We start from the raw sequence: 24,197 nt of genomic DNA, 5'->3' as shown, positions 1-24,197 counted from the left end.
CCGAGGACGCCCCTACTGCTTCGTCGCGGGAGAGAACACCCTGCCCACCGAACTGCGCCGCACCCTCGTCCGCCGACACCACATCCCCAAGGACGACATCGCCTTCATCGGCTACTGGCGCCACGGCGTGGCGGCCTACTCGTGACGGTGTGACCCTCGACACGATCACGGCCCGCGACGAGCGCCGCGCGGCACCGCAGACGACCACGCACAAAGGACTTCACCGGCATAAGCGGTTTTCCACGCCCCCGCCACGGGCTTGCGCAAAACCACCGACTCCAGCACCATAACCTTGGCTTAGGCAAGGCTAAGCTCACCGACTCGACCGAATGAGGCCCCATGAACCCCGGTCCGCTGACCCGCGGCGGCGCGATCGCCGCCGGCGCGCTGTCCCTCCTGCTGCTCGCCGCCTGCGGCGGCCAGACCTCCGGCTCAGCGGAGGGCGGCTCGGACGGCGAGGTCGCCGAGGGGTACCCGGTCACCGTCGAGACCGTCTTCGGCGACGTGGAGATCGCGGACAGGCCGACCAACGTCGTCGCCACGGGCTGGTCCGACGCGGAGACCGCGCTGGCGCTGGGCGTGCAGCCGGTCGGCGTGGCCGACTGGCAGGCCTACGGCGGCGCGGGCGTGGGCCCGTGGGCGGCGGACATGTTCGAGGAGGAGCCGGTCCAGCTAGGCACCATGGAGCCGAACCTGGAGGCGATCGCCTCCCTGGATCCCGACGTCATCCTCGACACCCGCTCCGACAACAGCCAGGAACGCTACGACCTGCTCTCGCAGGTGGCCCCCGTGGTCGGCCCGCCGCCCGGCGTGGAGGTCACCTACGGCACCACCTGGCAGCAGCAGACCCGCCAGGTCGCCCAGGTGGTCGGCGAGCAGGAGCGCGCCGAGGAGCTCATCGAGGAGCTGGAGGGCCGCTTCGCCCGGATCCGGGAGGAGAACCCCGCGTTCGCCGACATGACCCTGACCGTGGGCGCCTACTTCGACGGCCAGTACGGCGCCTACGTGCCCGGCGACTCCCGGGTGGACCTGCTCCAGGAGCTGGGCTTCCAGTACGACCCCGAGGTCGAGGAGATGGCCGACGGCGCCTTCTACGCGGACCTGAGCCCCGAGCGGCTGGAGGTGCTGGACGCGGACCTGACGGTCATGTTCCCCATCGGCGACACCGCGGACCACCTGCACCAGGACCCGGTGCTCCAGGGCATCCCCTCCGCCGAGGACGGCCGCATGGTCATCCTGGACGACATGGAGCTGGCCAACGCCTTCTCCAGCGGGTCGTACCCGGGCATCTCCCACGCGCTGGACGAGCTGGTCCCGCTGCTCCAGGAGACCCTGAACGGCTGACGCCCCGCCTGCCGGGCCCCGTGGAGCGCGCTCCGCGGGGCCCGCCGTCGTCGGGGCCGCTCCCCCTGAAGGCGACACCACCCCAAAAGCACACAGACCACACGTTTCACCCCAGCCCCATGGGAGCGATCCCAATTTTTCGCCCGACCCCCCTTGTCCGCGAGCGGCCGCGTACGTACAGTCACTTAACGCTTATTCAGTGGGCTCCAGCCCACGCGGGCACGCCCCCGGGGCCCGTGCGGAACCCGCTATTTCGCACGCGTCACGGTGCCGGGCTCGCCCGTCCCCCCGCTCACCGGAGTACGCCATGACCAAGAGCACCCGCCGCAGTACCCGACGCACCGCCACCGCCGCCACGGCGGTGACGGCCTCCGCCGCGCTGGCCGCGGCGGTCCTCACCGCACCGCAGTGGACGGGAGGCGGTGCGGAGGAGGCCAACGCCCAACTCAGCGCCGCGCCCGGGGACGTCGTCTGGTCCGACGAGTTCGACGGCGCCGCCGGAAGCGCCCCCGACCCCGCCAACTGGAACCACGAGACCGGCGCCCACGGCTGGGGCAACAACGAACTCCAGAACTACACCGACAGCCGCGCCAACTCCGCCCTCGACGGCCAGGGCAACCTCGTCATCACGGCGCGCCAGGAGGCGGACGGCTCCTACACCTCCGCCCGCATGACCACGCAGGACAAGGTCGAACACGCCTACGGCCGCATCGAGGCCCGCATCAAGATCCCCCGGGGCCAGGGCATCTGGCCCGCCTTCTGGATGCTGGGCGCCGACTTCCCCGACACCCCCTGGCCCGACTCCGGCGAGATCGACATCATGGAGAACGTCGGATACGAGCCCCACATGGTGCACGGCACAGTGCACGGGCCCGGTTACTCGGGCGCGAACGGCATCGGCTCCTCCTACACGCACCCGCAGGGCTGGTCCTTCGCCGACGACTTCCACACCTTCGCCGTGGACTGGAGCCCGGGGTCGATCACCTGGTCCGTGGACGGCAACGCCTACCACACCCTCACCACCGCCGACGTGGGCGGCAACCCGTGGGTCTACGACCAGTCCTTCTTCATGATCCTCAACGTCGCCGTGGGCGGCGACTGGCCCGGCTACCCCGACGGCACCACCCAGTTCCCCCAGCAGATGGTCGTCGACTACGTCCGGATCTACGAGAACTGAGCACCCCTCCCGGGGTCACGCGCGCGGCTCCGGACCGCGGCACGGCGGCGGACACCCGCCGACGGGCCCCGCCGGGGATCGGACCGGAGTTCCGCCGTCGTCCGACCTCCCGGCGGGGCCGCGATCGGTTGCGCGCCCGCCCGCCGTGTCCGCCCGAGGGGGCGGGCTCTCAGCGCTCGTGGCAGGTCTTCAGGTAGCTGAGGAACGATGCCTGCAACCCGGTGACGTGCGTCTCCCGCAACAACGCGTTCGAAACCCGCTCCGACCGCCCCCGGGCGCGCAGCCGCTCCACCGCGGTGAGGACGTTGCGGGCCATCGCGCGGTAGAAGGGGACCTCCCCCAGCAGTTCGGCCTCGTTCAGTGTGATGTGCAGCCGCGGAGCGGTCGCGTCCACGCCGGGTTCCGGCAGCTCTCGGACGAGGTCGAAGACCCGGCTGTCCGTACTGGCCACACCCGGGCTGCCCGCGCCGACGCTCGCGAAGGGACCTGTGCCGCGCAGCCACGCGTAGAGGGCGAAGAGACCTCCGTAGGAGTAGCCGAAGAGGCCGTGTCCGGACTCGCTGACACGCAGCCTCGACCGCAGGTGCGGGTGGAGTTCGCCGGTCAGGAAGTCGAGGAAGAGGTCGGCCCGGGGTTCCTCCAGCTCCGCGAGGTAGGCGTCGGCCTGTTCCCGCGTCATGGCGCCCGACTCGCGGGCCGCCGCGAGGGTGGCAAGCATGTCGTCACCGACGGGTTCGCCCGGCGGGACGAGGTCGCGGTTGCGGATGTGTGCCCAGTCAGCGGCCTCATCGCCGGCGTACCCGACGCTGACCTGCACGTAGGGGGCGATCGTCAGGTACGGGTCCGCCTGGGTGACGATGAGGGGCGCGGTGAGGCCGACCGCCCAGTTGCCGTCCAACACGTAGATCAGCGGCAGGGGGTCCGTGGAGTCCGCGTAACCGGGGGGCGTGGTCACCCAGACACCGTAGCGGCGCCCCGACCGCGCGGTGATCTCCAGGTACTCCGTGTCCGGCAGACAGCCGTGCAGCATCTCGCTCAACCGGTCCCTCCCTTGGTCAGGCCGTCCTCGACGCACACGTCGACCGCGGTCGGGTCAGCGCCCGCCCCGTCCGCGACGGCGCCGCGGCGGCCGACGCCAGGCAGCGGAGCATCATCGCGACCGCGTGCCTGCGAGGGCTCCTGCTGGAGAGGATGCTGACCCCGACCGCCGAGGTCGACGCCGCGGCCGAGCGCTTCATCACCTCGTTGGCGGCGTCGGGGGACGGGGACCGGGCGCCGTCGGCCGACGAGGCCCACGGGGCGACCGGCCGGTAGGCCGCGTCGGCGCCGGTCCCGGCGCACGGAGCGGTCCGCGTGCGTCCGGTCAGGGCCGGAAGACGACCTTGAACACGCCGTCCCGCTTCTTCTGGAACTTCTCGTAGGCCATCGGGGCCGCGTCCAGGCCCACGTGGTGGGTGGCGAAGTCGTCCACCCCCAGCGGGTCGGCCCCCTGCAGCAGCGGCAGGATCTCCGGCACCCACCGGCGCACGTTGGCCTGACCCATCCGCAACTGGATCTGCTTGTCGAAGAGCGTGAGCATCGGCATCGGGTCGGCCATGCCACCGTAGACGCCGATCAGGGAGACGGTCCCGCCCCGCCGCACCAGGTCGACGGCGTTGTGCAGGGCGCTCAGCCGGTCCACCCCGGCCGTCTCCACCATCTTGGCCGCCACACCGCGCGGCATGAGGTTGGCCACGCGCTGGGCGAACTTGGCCGAGCCGTGCCCGGCCGCCTCCATGCCGACCGCGTCGATGACCGCGTCCGGGCCGCGCCCGTCCGTGCGGTCGCGGATCTCCTGGACCACGTCGTCGGTGCCCTTGGAGGGGTCGAACACCTCCACGTCCCGGGCGGCGGCGCGGGCGCGCCGCTCCGGCACCGGGTCCACGCCGAACACCCGGCCCGCGCCCAGGTGGCGGGCGACCCGGCAGCACATGTCGCCGATCGGCCCCAACCCCAGGACGGCCACCGATCCCCCCTCGGGGACGTCTGCGTAGCGGACGGCCTGCCAGGCGGTCGGCAGCACGTCGGACAGGAAGAGGTAGCGGTCGTCGGGGCCCTGGTCGGGCACCGGGACCGCGGTGGTCTCGGCGCGCGGAACGCGCAGGTACTCGGCCTGGCCGCCGGGCACCGAGCCGTAGAGCCTGCTGTAGCCGAAGAGCGCGGCGCCCATGCCCTGCTCCTCGACCTGGGTGTTCTCGCACTGGCTCTGGAGACCGGTGTCGCACATGAGGCAGTGCCCGCAGGAGATCTGGAAGGGGATGACGACCCGCTGCCCGGGGGTGAGGGAGGTGACGCCGGAACCGACCTCCTCGACCACGCCCATGGGTTCGTGTCCGAGGATGTCCCCCGGGGTCATGAACGGCCCGAGAACCTCGTACAGGTGCAGGTCGGAGCCGCACAGGCCCGAGCTTGTGATCCGGACGACGGCGTCGCCGGGCTCCTCGATCCGCGGATCGGGAACGGTCACGGTGTCCACGTTCCTGGTGCCGTTCCACACCACTGCCCTCATCGGTTCCCCCTGGTCTCGCGACGGTGCCGGTCGTCTCCTGGGGAGCGCGCGGCCCCCTGGGCTGCCTTCGGCCACTACCCGGCCCGTTCAGGCGGAAACGGGGGTGCGGACGCCGCGGAACAGGCCGGTTCCCGGCCCGGCGGGCGGTCCGCGACGCGGGCCGGTCGGCACCCCGGGCGGGGGGCCGCCCCGGCTCACCCCCGTTCGGAGGTGTCCCTGACCGGGCCTTCCTCCACGGCCGCGCCGGGCGCCCCGCGCCCGGGTGCGGCGGGGCTGTGCGCGTGCTGTTGCGGCGCGGTGTCATCGCCCGCGCCCTCGCCCGCCGCCGGGAGGCGCAGGGCGAGCAGGGCCACGTCGTCACCGCCGGGGTCGATGCGTGCCAGCAGTTCGTCGCAGAACTCCTCGACGTCGCGGCGGGCCAGCGCGGCGGCGTGGCGGCGCAGGTTGGCCAGGCCCGTGTCGATGGGGTGCTCGCGGCTCTCGATGAGGCCGTCGGTGTACAGCAGCAGAGTGGACCGGGCGGGGATCTCCTCGCGTGCGTCGGGCCAGTCCAGGCCCAGGTGCAGGGCGGCGCTCATGCCCAGCAGGGGCCCGTGGCCCGCCTCCAGGTAGCGGGTGTGACCGTCGGAGGTGACGAGCAGCGGCGGGGGATGCCCGGCGTTGACCCAGTGCAGGCGCCAGGGGCCGCCCTCGGAGCCCTCGATACGGGCGAAGACGACGGTGGCCATGGGGGCGTCGCTGGTGTTGGTCATGGCCTCGTCCAGCCGGCGCATGATCAGGCTGGGCGGCTCCTGGCGGTCCCAGGCCAGGGCGCGCAGCATGTTGCGGACCTCGGCCATGTGGGCGGCGGCCTGGAGGTCGTGTCCGACCACGTCGCCGATGACCATGGTCATGGCGCCGTCGGCGAGCAGGAAGGCGTCGTACCAGTCCCCTCCGACCTCGGCGGCCTGCTGCGCGGGCTGGTAGCGGGCGGCGAACCGCAGGTGTCCGACCTGCGGGAGCGGCGTCAGGAGCTGGCGCTGCATGGTCTCGGCGACGTGGCGCTGCTGGGCGAAGAGCTGGGCGCTCTCCATGACCAGACCGGCGCGCCGGGCGATGTCCTCCAGCACGAGGACCTCGGCGTCGGTGTAGGCGGGGTGCTCCCCGGTGCGGGCCACGGTCAGCACCCCGAAGACCTGCCGGTGGGTGTGCAGCGGCACCACCACCGCGGAGTGCCCGCCCAGGCGGTCGAACAGCCGCCGGTGAGCCCGGGCGAGCGGCTCGTCCGGTTCGCGGGCGAGGTCATCGGCGTCCATCAGGACGGGCCGGGTGCCGTAGAAAGCGCGCACAAGCGCCGCGTGGGAGGCGGTCGGCAACGGCGGGAGCGGTCCCTTGAGCGCCTCGGCCGTGTCCTGGTCGCCGGGGGCGCGCACGGCGACGCGCTCCACCTCCTTGGTGCGCCCGGCGGTGACCATGTCGACCGCCGCCCAGTCACCCAACTCGGGCACGAGCAGTCTGACCAGCCTGTCCAGCATCTCTGGGGTGTCCAGGGTGGAGACCAGGACCACGGAGACCTCCGCCACCAGCCTCAGCCGGGTGGTCAACTCCTCCAGCACCGCCAGGTGCGCGGCTGCCTGGTCGGCGGTGTCGCGGTAGGTCCGGAAGTCGTGGAAGACGACGACCGCGCCCTCCAGGCGGCCTTCGCGCTGGAGCGGGGTGGTGGCCCAGATGACGGGCACAGGCGTGCCGTCACCGCGCAGGAAGGACTCACTGCTCCCTTCGGCCGGGTGGCCGCTGTCGAGCACGGCCAGGAGGCGGCAGCCCTCCCGAGGCTCCGGGTCCCCTCCCGGGTCGCGGTGCAGCAGGTCGTGCAGGTCCAGGCCGAGCATCCGCTCTCCCGGCCGGTCCAGGATGCGCCGCGCGTAGGGGTTGGCGGCGGTGACGCGGCCGGTGGTGTCGACGACGAACATCCCCGCGCCCACGCTGTCGAACACCGCGCGCAGCAGGCCGGTCTCCAGCGGCCGATCTTCGTCGCTCATCGCGCCGCCCTCCGGTCGCCGTGCCGCCGCGCGGGCGTTCGGACCGGCCCCGCCGGGACCGTCCCGAGGCCGGGTTCGAAGACACTCATGTGGTGTGGGTACCCACATTCGGCCTGGTGATCAGCGTGTCCGGGCCGGAGATGCTCACCCGGACGTCCCACCATCGGACGGTCGGTGCCAGAATGCGCAGTGTGAGACACCAGCACTCGGACAGCGCAGACCCCGCCCAGGACTCCCCCCGGATCAGCCCGCCCAAGAGCAGCGCGGCCGGACTCCCCGCCGTGCTCAACAGCCTCCGACACCTCAACGAGCACACCGGCGTGCGGCGCGGACTGCCCGCCATGCTCGCGATCAACCAGAAGCGCGGCTTCGACTGCCCCGGCTGCGCCTGGCCCGAGGGGGACAAGAGGCACCGGGCCGAGTTCTGCGAGAACGGCGCCAAGGCCGTCGCGGAGGAGGCCACGGCCACGGCGCTGACCGGGGAGTTCTTCGCCGAGCACCCGGTCTCCGAGCTGGCCGGGCGGTCCGGGTACTGGCTGGGCCAGCAGGGCCGCCTCGCCGAGCCGCTGTACCTGGCCGAGGGCGCCACCCACTACGAGCCGGTCAGTTGGGAGCGGGCGCTGGACCTGGTCGCCGAGGACCTGCGGGCGCTGGACTCCCCGGACCAGGCGGTGTTCTACACCTCCGGGCGCACCAGCAACGAGGCGGCGTTCTGCTACCAACTGTTCGCCCGCGCCCTCGGGACGAACAACATGCCCGACTGCTCCAACATGTGCCACGAGTCGTCCGGTTCGGCCCTGACCGAGACCCTGGGCGTGGGCAAGGGCAGCGTGTCCCTGCAGGACCTGCGCGAAGCCGACCTCATCATCGTGGCCGGGCAGAACCCCGGCACGAACCACCCCCGCATGCTCAGCGCCCTGGAGCGGGCCAAGAAGTCCGGGACGCGGATCGTCACCGTCAACCCGCTGCCCGAGGCGGGGATGCGCGAGTTCCGCAACCCCCAGCGACCGGGCGGCCTGCTGGGGCGCGGCACCGAGCTGACCGACCTGTTCGCGCAGGTGCGGCTGGGCGGCGACCTCGCCCTGTTCTCCGCCCTCAACCGTCTGCTGCTGGAGGCCGACGGGCGCGGCGAACCGGTCCTGGACCGGGAGTTCGTGTCCGCCCACACCCACGGTTTCGAGCAGTTCACCGAAGCGCTGCTGGCCGAGCCGGACGAGCAGTTCTGGGCGCGCACCGAGCGCGACACCGGCCTGGAGCGGGAGCTGATCGAGCGGATCGCCGCGATGGTCACCTCCTCGGAGCGGATCGTGGTGTGCTGGGCGATGGGGCTGACCCAGCACCGGCACTCGGTGCCCACCATCCGCGAGGTCGTCAACTTCCTGCTGCTGCGCGGCAACGTGGGCCGCCCCGGCACGGGTGTGTGCCCGGTGCGCGGCCACTCCAACGTGCAGGGCGACCGCACGATGGGGATCTTCGAGCGCCCGGCCGAGGCGTTCCTGGACGCCCTGGGCGCCGAGTTCGGCTTCACGCCGCCGCGCGAGCACGGGTACGACACCGTCAACGCCATCCGCGCCATGGCGCGCGGTGACGTGCGGGTGTTCTTCGCGATGGGCGGCAACTTCGTCGCGGCCACCCCGGACACGCTGGTGACCGAGGACGCCATGCGCCGGGTGGGGCTGACGGTGCACGTGTCAACCAAGCTGAACCGCTCGCACGTGGTGACGGGGACACGGGCGCTGATCCTGCCCGCCCTGGGGCGCACCGACCGCGACCTGCGCGACGGCGAGCCCCGCTGGGTGACGGTGGAGGACTCCATGGGCAAGGTGCACGCCTCCCACGGAGTGCTGGCACCGCTGTCGCCGGGCATGCGCTCGGAGGTGGACATCGTCTGCGACCTGGCCGGACGGGTGCTCGGCGACTTCCCGGTGGCGTGGTCGGAACTGACCGACTACGACCGGGTGCGCGAGCACGTGGCCGCGGTGGTGCCGGGGTTCGAGGACTTCAACGCCCGCGCGCGCAGGCCCGGGGGGTTCACCCTGCCGCACGCGCCGCGCGACGACCGGCGCTTCCCGACCGCGACCGGGCTGGCCAACTTCACGGTGAACGGCACGTACGCGCCGCGGGTGCCCGAGGGTCGGCTGCTTTTGCAGACGCTGCGCTCGCACGACCAGTACAACACCACGGTCTACGGGCTGGACGACCGCTACCGGGGCGTCGAGGACGGCCGCCGGGTTGTGCTGGTCAACCCCGAGGACGCCAGGGAACTGGGGCTGGCCGACGGCGCCTACACCGACCTCATGAGCGAGTGGCACGACGGCAGGGAGCGGCGCGCGGCGCACTTCCGGGTGGTGCACTACCCGACCGCGCGCGGGTGCGCGGCCTCCTACTTCCCGGAGACGAACGTGCTGGTGCCGCTGGACTCCACGGCCGAGGTGAGCAACACGCCGACGTCGAAGTCGGTTGTGGTGCGCTTCGAGCCGGACTCCGGGGCCGCATGACGCGCACCGGCCCGCCCTCCTCCACCGTGATCTTGTACTTATAGCGAGGTTCGGCGCTCCAGACTCGCTATAGGTACAAGATCATCGCAGTTCAGGACCCACGCATCACAGGTCCGTCCCGCCGCCCGGGTTCCGGGGCGCGCTCCCCCGGGCCCGGCGGACCGTCAGGCCTTGCGGGCGACGCCGCAGTACTGGTCGGCCGCGACGATCTCGCCCACCTCCGCGGCGTCGGGCCGCCAGAAGGGCGCCGAGACCACGCCCGGCTCCAGCAGGTCGAGCCCGTCGAAGAAGCCTGCGATCTCCTCGGGGCTGCGCAGGTGGTAGGGCAGGGGCGCGGTCTCGTTCCAGCGCCGGGACGCCTCGATCATCGGTTCGCTGGTGTCGGTCCCGTCGCACAGGGCCAGGAAACTGCCCGGGGGCAGCGCGTCCACGTAGGCGCGCACGGTGGCGTAGGCCCGGGCGTTGTCGGGGGTGTGCCCCATGGTGCCCAGGATGGTGAGCGCGATGGGCCGGCCGAAGTCCAGGTGGGCGGCGGCCGCCTTGAGGACCTGCTCGGGCTCGTGCAGGTTGGCGTCGACGTAGTGGACCTCCCCCGCCCCCTCTCCGACCAGCAGCGCGCGGGCGTGCGTGAGCACCAGCGGGTCGTTGTCCACGTAGACCACTCGGGCGTCGGGGGCGGCGGCCTGGGCGACCTCGTGGGTGTTGTTGTGCGTGGGCAGCCCGGTGCCCACGTCCAGGAACTGGCGGACTCCCTCCTCCCGGGCCAGGTGGGTGACCGAGCGGATGAGGAACTCCCGGTCGGCGCGGGCCGCGGTGACCATCTCCGGGTAGGCCTGGAGCACGTAGTCGCCGACCTCGCGGTCGGCCGGGTAGTTGTCCTTGCCTCCCAGCCAGTAGTTCCACACCCGGGCGGAGTGTGCCACGGTGGTGTCGATGGGGGGTGTGTCCGTCATCGTGTGCCCTCTCACGGGAAGCGTGGTTCGCACCCGTATTGTCCTGCTCGCGGAAAGCGCGACGCAAGCGAAAAGGCCGTGTGCGCGGGCGTTCGCGAACGGCGGGCGCCCGCACCCGGACCCCGCCTCCGACTCGGTCAGCGCCTTCGCCCGCCCCTCCGGTCGCCTCCCCCGGCGCGGGGGCGCCCGCTGGTCCGCTCGTACCCTGGTGCGATGCCAGCGATCTACCTGATCCGCCACGGGAAGGCCTCCCCCGATGCGGAGGACTACGACGAGTTGAGCCCGACCGGTTACGAGCAGGCGCGCCTGCTGGGCGCCGAACTCCGGCGGCGCGGTCCCCGGGTCGGCCGAGTGGTGACCGGTGAGCTGCGCCGCCAGCGCCAGACGGCGGCCTCGGCCCTGGCGGCGGCGGGCCTGGACCTGGAACCGGTCGGCGACGAGCGGTGGAACGAGTACGACCACCTCGGCCTGCTGGGCGCCCACCCGGTCGCGACCGGCTCGCTCCAGGACAGGCTCGACACCTCCCTGACCTCGTGGATCGAGGCCGGGGGCAGCGGTCCGGGCACCTGGGAGGGTTTCCGGAGCGGGGTCCGGCGGGCGCTGGACGACCTGGTCGCCGGGCTGGGCAGGGGGGAGACCGCGCTGGTCTTCACCTCCGCCGGGGTGATCGCGACGGTGTGCTCGACCCTGCTGGGCACGGCGCCCGCCGGGTTCCTGGCCCTGAACCGCGTGGTGGTCAACGGTTCGGTGAGCAAGCTGCTGCACGGCCGGGGCGGCACCCGGCTGCTGTCCTTCAACGACCACGCCCACCTGGAACAGGGCGGTCCCGCGCTGATGACCTACCGCTGAACGCCCGTGCCGTCCGACGCGCGCACGGTACGAACCGACCGGTTGGTACCGACCCCGGGGCGGCCGGTGCGGCCGCGTGCGGCCCCCGGCTTCCCGGCCCGGCCCGCGCCCTCGCGGGTCGGGGCCGGGCCGCACACAGCCCCGCGGACCCCTGGTCCGATCGGTCCGCGGAGGACGCCCCGAGGGACCGGGCGCGCTCCGGCCGCCCGGCTCACCCCGCCTGGGCGCCGTCCGCGTCCCGGCGCTCGGCGTCGCGCCGCAGCACCGCGCGCAGGGCCAGTTCGTAGCCGAAGACCCCGCACCCGGCGACGTAGCCCGCGGCCACCGGCGCGGTCACCGAGGTGTGCCGGAACTCCTCGCGCGCGTAGACGTTGGAGATGTGCACCTCCACCACGGGCGCCTCGACCGCGTCGATCGCGTCGCGCAGCGCGATGCCGTAGTGCGCGTAGGCGCCGGGGTTGAGCACCACCCCGGCCCAGTCGCGGGCGGCGTGGATCCGGTCCACCATCACGCCCTCGCTGTTGCTCTGCGCGCACACCACCCGCACGCCCAGCTCCTCGCCGAGGGAGACCACCCGCCGTTCGACCTCCGCCAGGGTGGTGGTGCCGTACTGCCCGGGGTCGCGGGTGCCCAGCAGGTTGAGGTTGGGGCCGTTGAGCAGCAGGACGGTTCGGGAGGGGTCGGACACAGCGGACATGCGGGTCAGCGCTCCTTCTCGGGTCGGTGGCAGCAAGCTTAGGGCCCGGAAGCCGGTGCGTCCCCGGCCGCCCCGGAGTCCCGCGGACCGGGTACCATACCGACCAGTCGGTCCACGATTCCGAGGAGGCGACCCGTGGCGTCCACCCTGCTGTCCACGCGCGACCTGCACTTCCTGCTCTACGAGTGGCTCGGCACCGAGGCGCTCACCAGACGCCCCCACTACGCCGACCACTCGCGCGAGACCCTCGACGCCGCGCTGGAGCTGGCCGAGCGGGTGGCCACCGACCACTTCGCGCCGCACAACAAGGCCAACGACGCCGACGAGCCCCGCTTCGACGGCGAGCGCGTCCACGTCATCCCCGAGGTCGGGAGGGCCCTGGAGGTCTACGCCGAGACCGGGCTGAGCGCCGCCGGGATGCCCGCCTCCGTGGGCGGCGCCCAGATCCCGCACGTGGTCTCCAGCGCGTGCGGCGCCTACTTCCAGGCCGCCAATCCGGGCACGTCGGCCTACCCCTTCCTCACCTCGGGCAACGCGCGCCTGCTTTTGGCGCACGGCAGCCCCGAGCAGGTCGACACCTGGGTGCGCCCCATGGTGGAGGGGCGCTTCACCGGGACCATGTGCCTGTCCGAGCCGCAGGCGGGCAGCTCTCTGGCCGACATCACCACCCGCGCCGAGGAGGACGGGGAGGGCGGCTACCGGCTGTTCGGCAACAAGATGTGGATCTCTGCGGGCGACCACGAGCTGACCGAGAACATCGTGCACCTGGTGCTGGCCAAGATCCCCGGCGGCCCGCCCGGGGTCCGGGGCATCTCCCTGTTCGTCGTGCCCAAGTACCTGCTGGAGGCCGACGGGACGATCGGCGAGCGCAACGACGTCGTGCCCGCCGGGCTCAACCACAAGATGGGCTACCGGGGCACCGTCAACGCGCTGCTCAACTTCGGCGAGGGCCGCCACACCCCCGGCGGGCGGCCGGGCGCGGTGGGCTACCTGGTCGGCGAGCCCCACCAGGGGCTGAAGTACATGTTCCACATGATGAACGGAGCCCGGATCGGAGTGGGCGCGGGCGCCGCCGCCGTCGGCTACACCGGCTACCTCAAGTCGCTGGCCTACGCCCGCGGGCGCCTCCAGGGCCGCCCGCTGGGCGGCAAGGACCCCGACCGGCCGCAGGTCCCCATCGTCGAGCACACCGACGTGCGCCGGATGCTGCTCGCCCAGAAGAGCTACGTCGAGGGCGCGCTCGCCCTGGTGCTGTACTGCGCCCGGCTGGTGGACGAGACCGCCAGTGCCGGGGACGGGAAGGCGCGCGAACGGGCCCACCTGCTGCTGGACGTGCTCACCCCGATCGCCAAGAGCTGGCCCTCCCAGTGGTGTGTGGAGGCCAACAGCCTGGCCATCCAGGTGCACGGCGGGTACGGGTACACGCGCGAGTACGACGTGGAGCAGCACTACCGGGACAACCGGCTCAACCCGATCCACGAGGGGACCCACGGCGTCCAGGCCCTGGACCTGCTGGGCCGCAAGGCCGTGCTCGACGGCGGCTCCCGTCTGTCGCTGCTGGTGGAGACCGCGCGCGCCACGGCGGACCGGGCCCGGGAGCTGGGCGGACGCGAGGCCGAGTACGCGGGCCTGCTGTCGAAGGCCCTGGACCGGACCGCGGAGACGGCCGCCGCGGCCTGGGCCGAGGGCGACCCGGCGGTGGCGCTGGCCAACGCCACCCCCTACCTGGAGGCGGTGGGGCACGTGGTGGTCGCCTGGATGTGGCTGGAGCAACTGGTGGCCGCGCATGGGCGCGAGGGCGGGTTCTACGAGGGCAAGCGCGCCGCGGCGGCGTACTTCTTCCGGCACGAGCTGCCGCGTACCGGGCCGCAGTTCGACCTGGTGGCCTCGCGCGACCGGACAGTGCTGGACGTCTCGCCCGACGTCCTCTGAGGGGCGGGGCCCCTGGGGCCGGCCCGCGCACGCCCCGCGCGGGAAAACCGCTTCGGCGCGGGCGTGGTCCTGTGCCAGGCTGGCCCCATGTCCGACCCCCGTCGCGCGCTGCTGCGCTGGCAGTTCGACTTCACCTGGTCCCTGTTCGAGTACCACCTGGAGCGCCTGGAGCCCGGTGACCTGCTCTGGGAGCCCGGCCCCCTGTGCTGGACGGTGCGCCGGGACGGTGAGGGCCGATGGGTACCCGACTGGGCGGACGCCGAACCAGATCCCGTGCCCGTCCCCACCGCGGCCTGGGTCACCTGGCACATCGGCTGGTGGTGGTCCACCGCCCTGGACCACCTGCGGGGGCGCGTTCCGCGCGAGCGCGAGGAGGTCCGCTGGCCGGGCCCGGAGGAGGCGGCCGACTGGCTGCGCGGGTTGCGGACGCAGTGGCTGGAGGTGCTGGAGGGGCTCACCGGCCCGGACCTGGACTCCCCCGCCGCGTTCCCCTGGCCGCCGGACTCGGGACTGGCGGTCGAGCACACGGCGGCCTGGATCAACGGCGAGCTGATGAAGAACGTGGCCGAACTCGGGCAACTGCGGCTGCTGCGGGCCGCGTCGGCGCCCGGGGGCTGACCGGCGGGCGCGCCCCGCAGGACCCGGCCGACCCAGGCACTCGGGTCCCTTCTTCGAACCGGTCTCGGCCCGTAGGCCCGGTTCGGGCGCCTACGGGGTTCTGGGGTTAGCGGAGGCGAGGCCGCGAGGGACGAGCCGTCTCACCGGAGGCGCCGAGGGTTCCCGTGCTCCGGGCGCCCGAACACGATGAGGACACTGCCTAACGGCGGGCCGGTCCGCTGGCCAGCGCGACCAGCGCGCCGAACACCGACAGGGCCGCCAGCAGCAGGAACACCGCCGGGTAGCCGCCCAGGGGCCCGGCCAGCAGCGCGCACGCCCCCGGCGCCAGCGCCATGGTGAGCATGAGCGGGGTGTGCATGATGCCGTTGAGCGTGGTGTAGTGCTCCTCCCCCCAGCGGTCCGCCACGGCCGTGGCCTGGAGAAGGGTGAGCACGCCCCGCGCGGCGCCGACCAGCGCCGCCGCGGCCATGACCAGGGTCAGCGGCCCGCTGACCAGGGCGATCAGTCCGGTCGCCCCGGCGCAGGCCAGGAGCGCCGCGGCGATCCGGTGAACCGCCCCGCTGCGCCGCGCCAGCGGCGCGTAGACGAGGCGGCCCAGCACCTGGCCCACGCCCACGACGCTGAGCGTCCAGGCGGCCTCGGCGGTGCCGAACCCGCGCCCCTCCATGAGCGGGACGATGCCGACCACGACCGCGTACACGGTGAGGGTGCCCAGGGCGAGCGCGGTGGCCAGCGCCCAGAACGCGCCGCTGCGGACCACTGCGCGCACCGCCCCGCGGTCCCCGGCCCGGTCGGCGGTGCGGCCGGGAGCCCAGGGCGGGGTCAGGGCCAGGGCGTGCAGCGGCAGTACCACCAGGGCCAGGACCAGGGCGAGGGCGAGGTAGGCGCCGCGCCAGCCGACCTGGGCCTCCAGAGCGGCGGTCAGCGGGGCGAAGACGGTGCTGGCCAGCCCGCCGACCAGGGTGAGCGCGGTGAGCGCGCCGACCCTGCCCGGCCCGTACCAGCGGGTCAGGGCGGCGAAGGCGGGCGGGTAGGAGAGCCCGGCCACGGCGACTCCGGCGGCCTGCCAGGCCGCGCCGAAGAACCACAGGTTGGGGGCCAGCGCGAGTCCGGCGACGGCGACCGCGCCCAGCAGGGCCGCCGCGGTCATCACCGGGCGGGGGCCGCGCACGCGCAGCCAGCGGGCCACCAGGGGCCCGCCCAGTCCGGCCACGACCTGGGAGCCGGAGAACAGGGCGATGACGGCGGGCAGCGACCAGCCGGTGTCCTCGGCGATGGCGGGTGCCAGCACGGGGAAGGCGTAGAAGAGCACTCCCTGGCTGGCGGTGACGGTGACGCACAGGGCGGCCAACGCCCTGCGCGCGTCCGTGCCGGAGGGCGCCCGGCCCGACGCGCGGAGGGGTAGGTGGGTCATACGCGCCGCCCTCGCGGCGCCGGTCGGGCGTTCGGAGGAAGCGGGGGAACGGGGGCAGGGTTCCGTTGCGCTCGCACGGGGGGACTCCTCGCCCTGGGAGGGGCAGACCCAGGGATCGAACGGACAGGTGACGCATTCGTTTACATACCCGCGTCACTACACTGAGTATTCATCCAATGGCCATCCGTCGCTTACCTGGAATTCCAGCTTTTGTCTCCGGATACCGGCCATCTCCACGACGCACTGGAGGACGGCAGCGTCCCGTGAGGGCGCCCCACCCGGGATCGCGGGCAGGCGTTCGCCCGTGACCCGGAGCCGTTCCGGACCCCGGGGCGCCCCCTACCAGCGCCCCGGACGGCTCACGGCCCGGTCTTCCCACGGTCCGGAGCCCTCAGCCCGCGTGGCGACGCGCGCGGGGACTGCCCCGGGTACGCCGTCCGCGCGCCCGCGGTCCGCCCCGCAACGCCCGGGAAGCCGTCATGTTTGCCCCCACCGATGCGGGCTATGGGACCGGTGAGAACTGAGAGGCACGACCGGCACGGAAGGAGCAGGACCATGGTGGTGCGAACCATCGATCAGGTGATGAGCAGCCCGGTCCGCACGGTCTCACCGGAGGCGTCCCTGCGCGAGGCCGCGGAGATCATGCGCGACGCCGACGTGGGCGACGTCGTCGTGACCCGGGACAAGCAGATCACGGGCATCCTGACCGACCGCGACATCGTGGTGCGCTGCCTGGCCGAGGGCGAAGACCCGGGCGAGCGCAGCGTCGGCGACGTGTGCAGCGCGGAGGTGGCCACCGTGCCGCCGCAGAGCGGGATCGCCGACGCGGTAAACGTCATGCGCACCAACGCCGTGCGCCGCCTCCCCGTCGTGGACGGCGACCGCGTCGTGGGCGTGGTGTCCATGGGCGACCTGGCGCGGGCCGTGGACGAGGACTCGGCGCTGGCCGACGTCAGCGCCGCCGACCCCAACCACTGAGGCACCGGTGGAACCGTCGGGAGGCCCGGCCCCCGCCCGGCCGTGTGGGTCCGGGCGGGGGCCGGGACGTCCACGCGTGCTTGTGGGCGGGCCGCGCGGGCGCCCCGCCCACAGCCGAACTGGACCCGGGTCTGGGCGCGATCGGAGTGGAGGAGGTCGCCGCCGCGTGCCGGAGCGTGTGCGCCCCCGGCCGCCCCGCCGCTGAGGAGGCCCTGCGCGCCACCTGAGCCCCCGTGCTCCGGGGCGCTCTCCGCGATCCACCGCGCCTGCGTGGGCCGGACCGTCCCCGGTGGACGGGTCGGCGCGCACTTGCGATCACGAGTCGGCGTCGCCGGGCGCGCCCTCCGCCCTGGGGCGGGCGCGCAGGTGCGCCCGCTCGCCCTGTCGGCCGAACAGGCTGAGGAACTCGACCGCGCCGGAGTCGGCCGAGCCGAACCAGTGCGGCACGCGGGTGTCGAATTCGGCCGCCTCCCCCGGCGCGAGCACCAGGTCGTGCTCGCCGAGCACGACCCGCAGCCGCCCGTTGAGGACGTAGAGCCACTCGTAGCCCTCGTGGGTCTGCGGATCGGGTTCGCCGGGACGGTCGTTGCCCGGGATCACCAGCTTGTAGGCCTGGATGCCGCCGGGACGGCGGGTCAGGGGCAGCATGGTCATGCCGTGGCGGGTGACCGGCCGCAGGTGGATGCGCGGGTCGCCGGTGGGCGGCGCGTCCACGAGTTCGTCGAGGGTGACCCCGTACGCCCTGGCCAGCGGGAACAGCAGTTCGAGGGTGGGGCGTCGGGAACCGGACTCCAGCCGGGACAGGGTGCTCACCGAGATACCCGTCGCCGCCGACAGGTCGGAGAGCGTGGTCTCCTTCTGCTTGCGCAGCGCGCGCAGCCTGGGTCCGACCGCGTCGAGCGCCTGGTCGAGGTCGTGTTCCATGCCGCCATTTTGCCATAACGGCAACAAAGATTGCGCGAACCGGCGAGAGGGCCGCATCGTGGGGCCATGGAGGTGATCGCGGTGAACGATCAGTTGGAGAACGGCTACGACGCGGTGGTGGTCGGCGGTGGTGCCGCCGGACTGAACGGCGCCCTCATGCTGGCCCGGGCGCGGCGCTCGGTGGCGGTGCTCGACTCGGGCGCCCCGCGCAACGCGCCCGCGTCGGGCGTGCACGGGCTGCTGGCCCGGGAGGGCGTGTCCCCGGCCGAACTGCTGGAGCGGGGCCGGGCGGAGGTGCGCGGCTACGGCGGCCACGTGAACACAGGGGAGGTCACGGCCGTGACCCGTGACGGCGGCGGGTTCCGGGTGGAGCTGGCCGACGGGCGCGGCGTGCGCGCGCGCCGGGTCCTGGTGACCACCGGACTCGTGGACGAACTACCGGACGTGGCGGGCTTGCGCGAGCAGTGGGGCGCGGGCGTGGTGCACTGCCCGTACTGCCACGGCTGGGAGGTGCGCGACCGGGCCATCGGCGTGCTGGCCAGCGGACCGATGGCGGTGCACCAGGCGCTGCTGTTCCGCCAGTGGAGCGAGGACGTCACGCTCTTCACCCACACCACGCCCCCACCGGGCGAGGAGGACGCCGAGAAGCTGGCCGCCCGCGGCATCGGCGTGGTGGAGGGCCCGGTGGCCTCCCTGGAGACCGCCGACGGCCGGATCACGGGGCTGCGGCTCGCGGACGGCGCGGTGGTCGACCGGGAGGTAGTGGCCGTCGGAACGCGGATGGTGGCGCGCGCCTCCTTCCTGGAGACGCTCGGCCTGCGGGCGCGGGAGCATCCCATGGGGGTCGGCGAGTACGTCCCCACCGACGAGAAGGGCCGCACCGAGGTGCCCGGGGTGTGGGCCGCGGGCAACGTCACCGACCTGACCGCCCAGGTCGGCGCGTCGGCGGCCTCGGGCGCCGCCGCCGGGGCCCAGATCAACGCCGACCTGGTCGACGAGGACACCCGCCGGGCGGTCGCCGCCCGCCGTGACGCCTTCTCGGCCGGGTCCGAGGCGCGTGTGGGCGAGCTGGTCGCGGGCGAGGGCCGTCACGGCCTGTGATGTCCGGAGGAGATCACCACAGGCGGGTGAGCGCCGGTACGCGGCGCGGGGTCCGGGCCCGGGCAGCCTCGGCGGGGTCGTGGACATCGTGGCGGTCGGGCACCGCGCCCAGCCTTTTGAGGCGGGGGCAGGCTCCCGTCGGGCCCCGGCTCCACCGCGTCCGCCGCCGGGGCCGCGGGCCCGCGTCGCCGTTCCCTGCGCTGCTGGCGGTCGGGCTGCCCTACGGCGTCCTGCTCGCACCGGGGCACCAGCCGCTGTGGAACACCGCCCGGGGGATCTGCAGGCTCGTGCCCGCACGCTCCGGCGTCTGCTGACGCGCGGTCCCCGCTCAGATGGCCTCGCGGCGCTGGAGGTAGGAGAAGGCCCCCCAGCCCGGCAGGACCGGCAGCCAGAAGGTCAGCAGCCGGAACAGCAGCACCGCGGGCAGCGCGACGGCGGCGGGGACGCCCGCCACGGTGGTCAGGCCGCCGATCAGGGCCGCCTCCACCGCGCCCAGGCCGCCGGGCGTGGGCGCGGCCGAGCCGATGGCGTTGCCCGCCAGGAACACCACCGCGACCGCCACCAGGCTCACCTGGGCACCCGGGTCGGCGAAGGCCAGGACCGAGAACCGCAGGCACAGCACGAACGCCGCGGTGATCAGCAGCGTTCCGCCGAAGCCGAGCAGCAGGCTGGAGGGGCTCTGGAGCATGTCCAGCAGCCGCGGCAGCACCCCGCGCAGGTAGGGCCGGATCCGGGCGCCGAGGGCGTGCCGCAGCCGGGGCAGCAGCAGGACCACCCCCACCACGGCCGTTCCGGCGACGCTGATCACGACAACGGTCGGGGAGGGCGTGAACCCGGTCCAGTACGAGGTGCCGGTGAGGTAGGCGCACACCAGCAGCAGCGGCACGTGCACCAGGAACCCGACCAGTTGGGTCAGGCCCACCGCGGACAGGGCAAGGGAGGTCGAGACGCCCTCCCTGGTGACGAACCGGGTGTTGATCGCGAGCGACCCCAGCCCGGCGGGGGCGGCGATGCGCACGAACGACCCCGCGTACTGGACCATGACGGTGCGCCACCACGGCAGTGGCACGGGCACGAAGCCGATGAGGATCATCGCGGCGGAGAGCGTGCACACCACCGACGCGGCGAGCGCGGCCAGCGTCCACCCCGGGTCGGCCCGGCCGATGGCGGTGAAGTCCACGCCGGTGAGCTGGTACAGCAGCACCAGGCCGACGGCGGTGGCGACGGTGACGCTGACCACGGTGCGCGGACGCATGCGCTCCAGGCGGGCGGGTTCTGAGGGAGCCTCCGGGGCGACGCGCACCACGCGCTCGCGCAGCCTGGCCAGGAGACCGCGGTCCCCGCGCAGCCCCCTGCGCAGCGCGTAGGGCAGGCCCGCGGGTTGCAGGAAGGGCAGGACCGCGGCCGTGGCGGTCACGCCCAGCGCGCGCACCGCCGAGTCCACGGCGCGCCCGGTCCCCACCCGCATGGCCAGCAGGGTGAGCATGGCGGCCTGGTCCAGGCAGACCTGGAGCTGGGGGGCGGCCACGCCGCCGCGGTCCAGGCCGGTGAACAGGACCGCCGACTCACGGGGGTCCGCCGGGACCGGCGGGGCCGCGGTTTCGGAGGCGCCTGCCGAGGTGGTGGCGTCTGCCGGTTCTGATGTGTCCTCGGGGACGGAGGCGCTGGCAGGGTCGCAGGCTCGGTCCAGGACACCGACGGTGGAACCGTTGACGTTGCCGTGGACGAGCCGGTGCCGGTGCAGCAGCCCCAGTTCGCGCCAGCACAGGTCGGTCAGCCCGTCGGTGAGCTCCTCGTCGCCGAGCGCGTCCAGCGCGCGGAAGGCGGGCAGCTCGCGGACCAGCAGGACGGTGCCGGGCCCGAGTTCGCCGACGGCCAGGACCCGGGGGACGGCGGCCCCGGCCTGCCGGGCGGAGAAGCTCATCAGCGCGGCGTGCTCGGCGCGGCGGCGCACGCCGTAGAGCATCCGGGGGGCCACGGGGCCGCGCAGGAACAGCAGGTCGCGCAGGCGCCGCCAGAACCCGGCGGTGTTCTCGGAGCTGAGCACGACCAGTTCCACACGTCGGCCGTCGTCGAGTTCGGCCAGGTGGCGCGGGTTGCCCTCCTCGTCGTCCTCGGCGCGGGAGACACCTGTGGCGGTCAGCCCGAACCGGCGCAGCTCGGCGTCCAAGCCGTTGTCGGTCTGCGGCGGCGGCCTCTCCCCCAGCGAGTACCGGACCAGGGCGGCGCAGGTGAGGCCTACCAGGACGGTCAGGACGAGGGCGAGGAAGCTGGTGACCCCGGCCAGCAGTGCGCAGACCGCGACCGTGGCGTTGCCCGCCCACAGGACCGAGCGGACCCGGGGCAGACCGGTGGGCATGGTGCGGATGAAGGCAAGGACGGCGGCCACGTAGCCGAGGGTCGCGCTGGTGAACACGTCGTCGGGGGCGAGCGCGTCGGGGAACCGCTCCGGGCCGATCAGCGCGAAGAGGGTGGCGTTGATCAGCGAGGCGAGCGTGTAGGCGGCGATTCCGGCGGCGAGCGGCCGGACCAGGGAGCGCCGCCGCCCGGTGAACAGCGTGCGCAGGACGACGTAGCTGACGAGGACGATCAGCAGGAGGTTGGCTCCCGCGGCGACGAGCAGGAGCAGGCCGGAGGGCAGCAGCGCGCGGAGCCGGTCGGGGTCGGCCCCCTCCACACCGTCGGTGGCCACGCGGGCGGCGATCATGATCGCCGCCACAGCGATCAGGCCGAGCGCTCCCGTGAGGAGGTCGACGGGCCTGCGCGGGGCTCGCGTCGTCCGTGGGTCCGGCGGGGGGATCTCGTCGGTTCGCGTCGTCACACCCTTAAGACTGCCCGAATCCGAGGGGGCCGGGGACCAGGGGCGGTGCGTTTCGCGGGACCGTCCGTACTCAGCCGGTGAAGAGGTCGGGGATCTGGCCCAGCCCGACCTCTGGGGCGGCGGGCAGGGGGCGGCGCGGTTCCGTGTTCTCGAAGGACTGCAGGAGGTAGGCCACCAGGCGGCGCGAGGAGGCGTCGGCCGCCTCGGGCGGGCCGGAGGCGGCCCCGCAGTTGGCCAGGAACAGCAGCGTGAGGTCGGCGACCGCGAAGTCGGGGCGCAGCCGCCCGGCCGCCTTGGCCCTTCGGACGAGTTCGGTGATGCCGCGTTCGGCGCGGTCGCGCTTCTCCTCGAAGGGGACCGCGCCGGGGAAGGCGGTGAGGAACGCGCCGGTGAAGCCGCGGTCGGCGGCCTGCATCGCGCACACCCGCTCGACCACCGAGCAGAAGCCCCGCCAGGGGTCCGGGTCGGCGAGGCCGTCGTCCACCAGGGAGGAACAGACCGCCAACTGGTCGGCGAACACCTCGGTGACCAGGGACTCGCGGGTGGGGAAGCGGCGGTAGAGGGTGGCGACCCCCACTCCGGCGCGGCGGGCTATGGCAGACATCGGCACGTCGATCCCGCGTTCGGAGAAGGCCGCGCGGGCGGCCTCGACGATGCGGTGGCGGTTGTGCAGCGCGTCGGCGCGAAGCCCCCGGGCTTCGCCGCCGGGCGCGGTGGGAGTCGTTCGGGCCGGCATGCCCACCACCCTACGGCGCTCTGCCGGCCCGCCCGGCTGCGCGGCAGAGGAGACCGGTGGCGGTGCTCGCGCCGCCGCGCGCCGGGCGGGAGGGGCCCGGCGCACGGCGGTGCGGGCGGACGCGCGGCGGCGTCAGCGGCGCCCGGGTCCGGTGTCGCGGACGGACCGGGGGCCGGCGGGCCGTGCCGGGTCCGGCTACTCGGGCGGCGCGAGCAGTCCGCGCTCGTAGGCGCGGACGAGGTTGCGCGGCACGAGGTACTCGCGGCCGCGGATGTGGACGCGCGCCAGGTCGGGGGTGGCCGCCTTCCACTGGGAACGGCGCGTGCGGGTGTTGGACCGCGACATCCTGCGCTTGGGTACGGCCATGGGACCTCTGCCTTCTTCTCGGGTGGTCGGGGGCGGGGCGACGGGCCCCGCCTCGCGCTCTTGTCGGTCAGCCCCTGCGCTGGTAGCGGCGCTGGAAGCGCTCCACGCGGCCCGCCGTGTCCACCACGCGGGCGTTGCCCGTGTAGAAGGGGTGGCTGGCGCTGGAGATCTCGACGTCGATCAGCGGGTAGGTGCGGCCGTCGCTCCACTCGATGGTCTTGTCGCTGGTGGCGGTGGACCTGGTGAGGAAGGAGAAGTCGGCCGCGCGGTCGCGGAAGACGACCGGGTGGTAGTCGGGGTGGATTCCCTGCTTCATGTGTGCCCCCTTGGGGTGGTCGTTGGGCGCGGCGGTCCGCCTGCTCGGCTGCGCGCGACGGGACGGCGCTTGTCGGGGTCGGCGGCACAGCCGCCGGTCGGGGCGCGTGTTCGCCGGGGCCTCGGCCTCGCGGGAAAGGGCGGCCGGGGCGCGGATCGGCTCAGCGCTCCTCGCGGAACTCGACGTGGCGGCGCACGCGCGGGTCGTACTTCTTCAGGGTGAGCCGGTCGGGCGTGTTGCGCCGGTTCTTGCGGGTGACGTAGGTGAAGCCCGTCCCCGCGGTGGACTTGAGCTTGATGATCGGCCGGATCTCGTTGCGTGCCATGGATGCCTCCTCAGGATTCCCACGCGTTACAAGTCAATGATAACCGTTTTCATTCCCGATCCGGCCGGGCCATCCCTCCCCGGTGGATGGCCCCTGTCCGGCGGCGTTCAGCCGCCGGAACCGCTGCGAACCGGACGGCCGTACTGGCGGTCCCGCCGCCGCGCACGGGCGCGCCCGCCGCGACGGGTCCGGCACCCGGCTCGGCGCGCGGCCCGGCACTGTCATCGGCGCCCCCGTCCCGGACACGCGAAACGCCGGTGCCGCCGCGGGGTTCCGCGGCGGCACCGGCGCTGGGTCGTGCTGCCGGTCGGCTACCGATCCGTCAGGACCGTCAGGACCGTCGAGCCCGTGGGGAGCGTCAGGCGACGGCCTTGCCCTCGGCGCGCCTCTCCACGCGCCCGGCGCGCAGACGGCGGGCCTCGTCGGGGTCCAGGACCGGAGCGGCCGTCAGCAACTGGCGGGTGTAGTCGCTGGCCGGATTCTCGTACACCGCGTCGCTGTCGCCCATCTCCACCACCTCACCCGCGCGCATCACCGCGACCCGGTCACTGACCTGACGCACCACAGCCAGATCATGGGCCA

23 protein-coding genes and 1 pseudogene are annotated in these 24,197 nt (G+C 73.7%); 11 read left to right on the top strand and 13 right to left on the bottom strand.

The features are described from left to right. The 3 genes from ABD54_RS15680 to ABD54_RS15670 form a co-directional block, all read left to right on the top strand. On the top strand, positions 1–145 hold a 145-nt coding region (locus tag ABD54_RS15680), incomplete at its 5' end, for an SIP domain-containing protein (protein ID WP_047870227.1). A 194-nt stretch (positions 146–339) separates the two neighbouring features. After that, complete coding sequence (locus ABD54_RS15675; RefSeq protein WP_047870226.1) at positions 340–1,344, top strand: iron-siderophore ABC transporter substrate-binding protein; 1,005 nt, start codon at positions 340–342, stop codon at positions 1,342–1,344. Positions 1,345–1,651: 307 nt separating this feature from the next. After that, on the top strand, positions 1,652–2,521 hold the full coding sequence (locus ABD54_RS15670; RefSeq protein ID WP_047870225.1) for a family 16 glycosylhydrolase: 870 nt from the start codon (positions 1,652–1,654) through the stop codon (positions 2,519–2,521). Positions 2,522–2,690: 169 nt separating this feature from the next. Here the strand turns inward: ABD54_RS15670 and ABD54_RS15665 are convergent, their stop codons facing one another. Next, entirely contained in the window at positions 2,691–3,551 is an 861-nt protein-coding gene (locus tag ABD54_RS15665) for an alpha/beta hydrolase-fold protein (RefSeq protein ID WP_235432077.1), read from the bottom strand. Between the two features lie 161 nt (positions 3,552–3,712). Here ABD54_RS15665 and ABD54_RS29380 point away from each other — a divergent pair, with 161 nt between their 5' ends. Beyond that, positions 3,713–3,835, top strand: coding sequence for a hypothetical protein (locus ABD54_RS29380; RefSeq protein ID WP_268778187.1), 123 nt, complete (start codon positions 3,713–3,715; stop codon positions 3,833–3,835). Positions 3,836–3,884: 49 nt separating this feature from the next. On the opposite strand, the gene ABD54_RS15655 is transcribed toward ABD54_RS29380, so the two are convergent. Beyond that, positions 3,885–5,069 (bottom strand): alcohol dehydrogenase catalytic domain-containing protein, encoded by a 1,185-nt coding sequence (locus tag ABD54_RS15655; protein ID WP_047870223.1) that lies wholly within the window; start codon positions 5,067–5,069, stop codon positions 3,885–3,887. A 194-nt stretch (positions 5,070–5,263) separates the two neighbouring features. Beyond that, the gene (locus ABD54_RS15650) at positions 5,264–7,087 is read right to left on the bottom strand and encodes a SpoIIE family protein phosphatase (RefSeq protein ID WP_047870222.1); all 1,824 of its coding nucleotides are present in this window, start codon (positions 7,085–7,087) and stop codon (positions 5,264–5,266) included. Positions 7,088–7,269: 182 nt separating this feature from the next. On the opposite strand from ABD54_RS15650, the gene ABD54_RS15645 reads away from it, so the two are divergent. Further along, complete coding sequence (locus tag ABD54_RS15645; protein WP_047870230.1) at positions 7,270–9,585, top strand: FdhF/YdeP family oxidoreductase; 2,316 nt, start codon at positions 7,270–7,272, stop codon at positions 9,583–9,585. Between the two features lie 164 nt (positions 9,586–9,749). Here the strand turns inward: ABD54_RS15645 and ABD54_RS15640 are convergent, their stop codons facing one another. Then, entirely contained in the window at positions 9,750–10,538 is a 789-nt protein-coding gene (locus ABD54_RS15640) for an SAM-dependent methyltransferase (RefSeq protein ID WP_047870221.1), read from the bottom strand. Positions 10,539–10,751: 213 nt separating this feature from the next. On the opposite strand from ABD54_RS15640, the gene ABD54_RS15635 reads away from it, so the two are divergent. After that, complete coding sequence (locus ABD54_RS15635) at positions 10,752–11,387, top strand: histidine phosphatase family protein (protein WP_047870220.1); 636 nt, start codon at positions 10,752–10,754, stop codon at positions 11,385–11,387. A 211-nt stretch (positions 11,388–11,598) separates the two neighbouring features. On the opposite strand, the gene aroQ is transcribed toward ABD54_RS15635, so the two are convergent. Further along, positions 11,599–12,084, bottom strand: a complete 486-nt coding sequence (aroQ, locus tag ABD54_RS15630) for a type II 3-dehydroquinate dehydratase (RefSeq protein WP_047870219.1) — start codon at positions 12,082–12,084, stop codon at positions 11,599–11,601. Positions 12,085–12,219: 135 nt separating this feature from the next. Here aroQ and ABD54_RS15625 point away from each other — a divergent pair, with 135 nt between their 5' ends. Both ABD54_RS15625 and ABD54_RS15620 read left to right on the top strand, forming a co-directional pair. Beyond that, complete coding sequence (locus ABD54_RS15625) at positions 12,220–14,016, top strand: acyl-CoA dehydrogenase (protein WP_047870218.1); 1,797 nt, start codon at positions 12,220–12,222, stop codon at positions 14,014–14,016. Positions 14,017–14,103: 87 nt separating this feature from the next. Next, on the top strand, positions 14,104–14,634 hold the full coding sequence (locus ABD54_RS15620; protein WP_047870229.1) for a DinB family protein: 531 nt from the start codon (positions 14,104–14,106) through the stop codon (positions 14,632–14,634). A gap of 199 nt (positions 14,635–14,833) precedes the next feature. On the opposite strand, the gene ABD54_RS15615 is transcribed toward ABD54_RS15620, so the two are convergent. Continuing rightward, positions 14,834–16,048, bottom strand: coding sequence for an MFS transporter (locus ABD54_RS15615; RefSeq protein ID WP_047870217.1), 1,215 nt, complete (start codon positions 16,046–16,048; stop codon positions 14,834–14,836). 555 nt (positions 16,049–16,603) lie between these two features. Here ABD54_RS15615 and ABD54_RS15610 point away from each other — a divergent pair. After that, the gene (locus ABD54_RS15610) at positions 16,604–17,026 is read left to right on the top strand and encodes a CBS domain-containing protein (RefSeq protein WP_047870216.1); all 423 of its coding nucleotides are present in this window, start codon (positions 16,604–16,606) and stop codon (positions 17,024–17,026) included. Between the two features lie 80 nt (positions 17,027–17,106). After that, the gene (locus tag ABD54_RS27325; protein WP_200904119.1) at positions 17,107–17,253 is read left to right on the top strand and encodes a hypothetical protein; all 147 of its coding nucleotides are present in this window, start codon (positions 17,107–17,109) and stop codon (positions 17,251–17,253) included. A gap of 88 nt (positions 17,254–17,341) precedes the next feature. Here the strand turns inward: ABD54_RS27325 and ABD54_RS15605 are convergent, their stop codons facing one another. Continuing rightward, positions 17,342–17,950, bottom strand: coding sequence for a helix-turn-helix domain-containing protein (locus tag ABD54_RS15605; protein WP_047870215.1), 609 nt, complete (start codon positions 17,948–17,950; stop codon positions 17,342–17,344). A 66-nt stretch (positions 17,951–18,016) separates the two neighbouring features. Here ABD54_RS15605 and ABD54_RS15600 point away from each other — a divergent pair, with 66 nt between their 5' ends. Further along, a complete protein-coding gene (locus tag ABD54_RS15600) occupies positions 18,017–19,051 on the top strand; it encodes an NAD(P)/FAD-dependent oxidoreductase (protein WP_047870214.1) in 1,035 nt (344 codons plus the stop codon). A gap of 328 nt (positions 19,052–19,379) precedes the next feature. On the opposite strand, the gene ABD54_RS15595 is transcribed toward ABD54_RS15600, so the two are convergent. From ABD54_RS15595 to ABD54_RS15570, 6 genes and pseudogenes are all read right to left on the bottom strand, one after another. Next, positions 19,380–21,758 carry a lysylphosphatidylglycerol synthase transmembrane domain-containing protein gene (locus tag ABD54_RS15595; RefSeq protein ID WP_235432076.1) on the bottom strand — a complete coding sequence of 793 codons (2,379 nt, stop codon included), beginning with the start codon at positions 21,756–21,758 and terminating at the stop codon, positions 19,380–19,382. 184 nt (positions 21,759–21,942) lie between these two features. Continuing rightward, on the bottom strand, positions 21,943–22,608 hold the full coding sequence (locus ABD54_RS15590) for a TetR/AcrR family transcriptional regulator (protein WP_047870213.1): 666 nt from the start codon (positions 22,606–22,608) through the stop codon (positions 21,943–21,945). 195 nt (positions 22,609–22,803) lie between these two features. Continuing rightward, positions 22,804–22,974 (bottom strand): 50S ribosomal protein L32, encoded by a 171-nt coding sequence (gene rpmF / locus ABD54_RS15585; protein WP_047870212.1) that lies wholly within the window; start codon positions 22,972–22,974, stop codon positions 22,804–22,806. 67 nt (positions 22,975–23,041) lie between these two features. Continuing rightward, positions 23,042–23,290: a type B 50S ribosomal protein L31 gene (locus tag ABD54_RS15580; RefSeq protein ID WP_047870211.1), complete on the bottom strand. Its 249-nt coding sequence runs from the start codon at positions 23,288–23,290 to the stop codon at positions 23,042–23,044. A 160-nt stretch (positions 23,291–23,450) separates the two neighbouring features. Next, complete coding sequence (gene rpmG / locus ABD54_RS15575; protein ID WP_013152592.1) at positions 23,451–23,615, bottom strand: 50S ribosomal protein L33; 165 nt, start codon at positions 23,613–23,615, stop codon at positions 23,451–23,453. 358 nt (positions 23,616–23,973) lie between these two features. Next, positions 23,974–24,197 (bottom strand): annotated as a pseudogene (locus ABD54_RS15570) (ABC transporter ATP-binding protein); the annotation flags it as partial.

Origin of the sequence: Nocardiopsis sp. RV163 (assembly GCF_001029525.1) — a bacterium.
Classification (GTDB): Bacteria; Actinomycetota; Actinomycetes; order Streptosporangiales; family Streptosporangiaceae; genus Nocardiopsis; species Nocardiopsis dassonvillei.
This window is presented reverse-complemented; position numbering and strand designations above follow the sequence as displayed.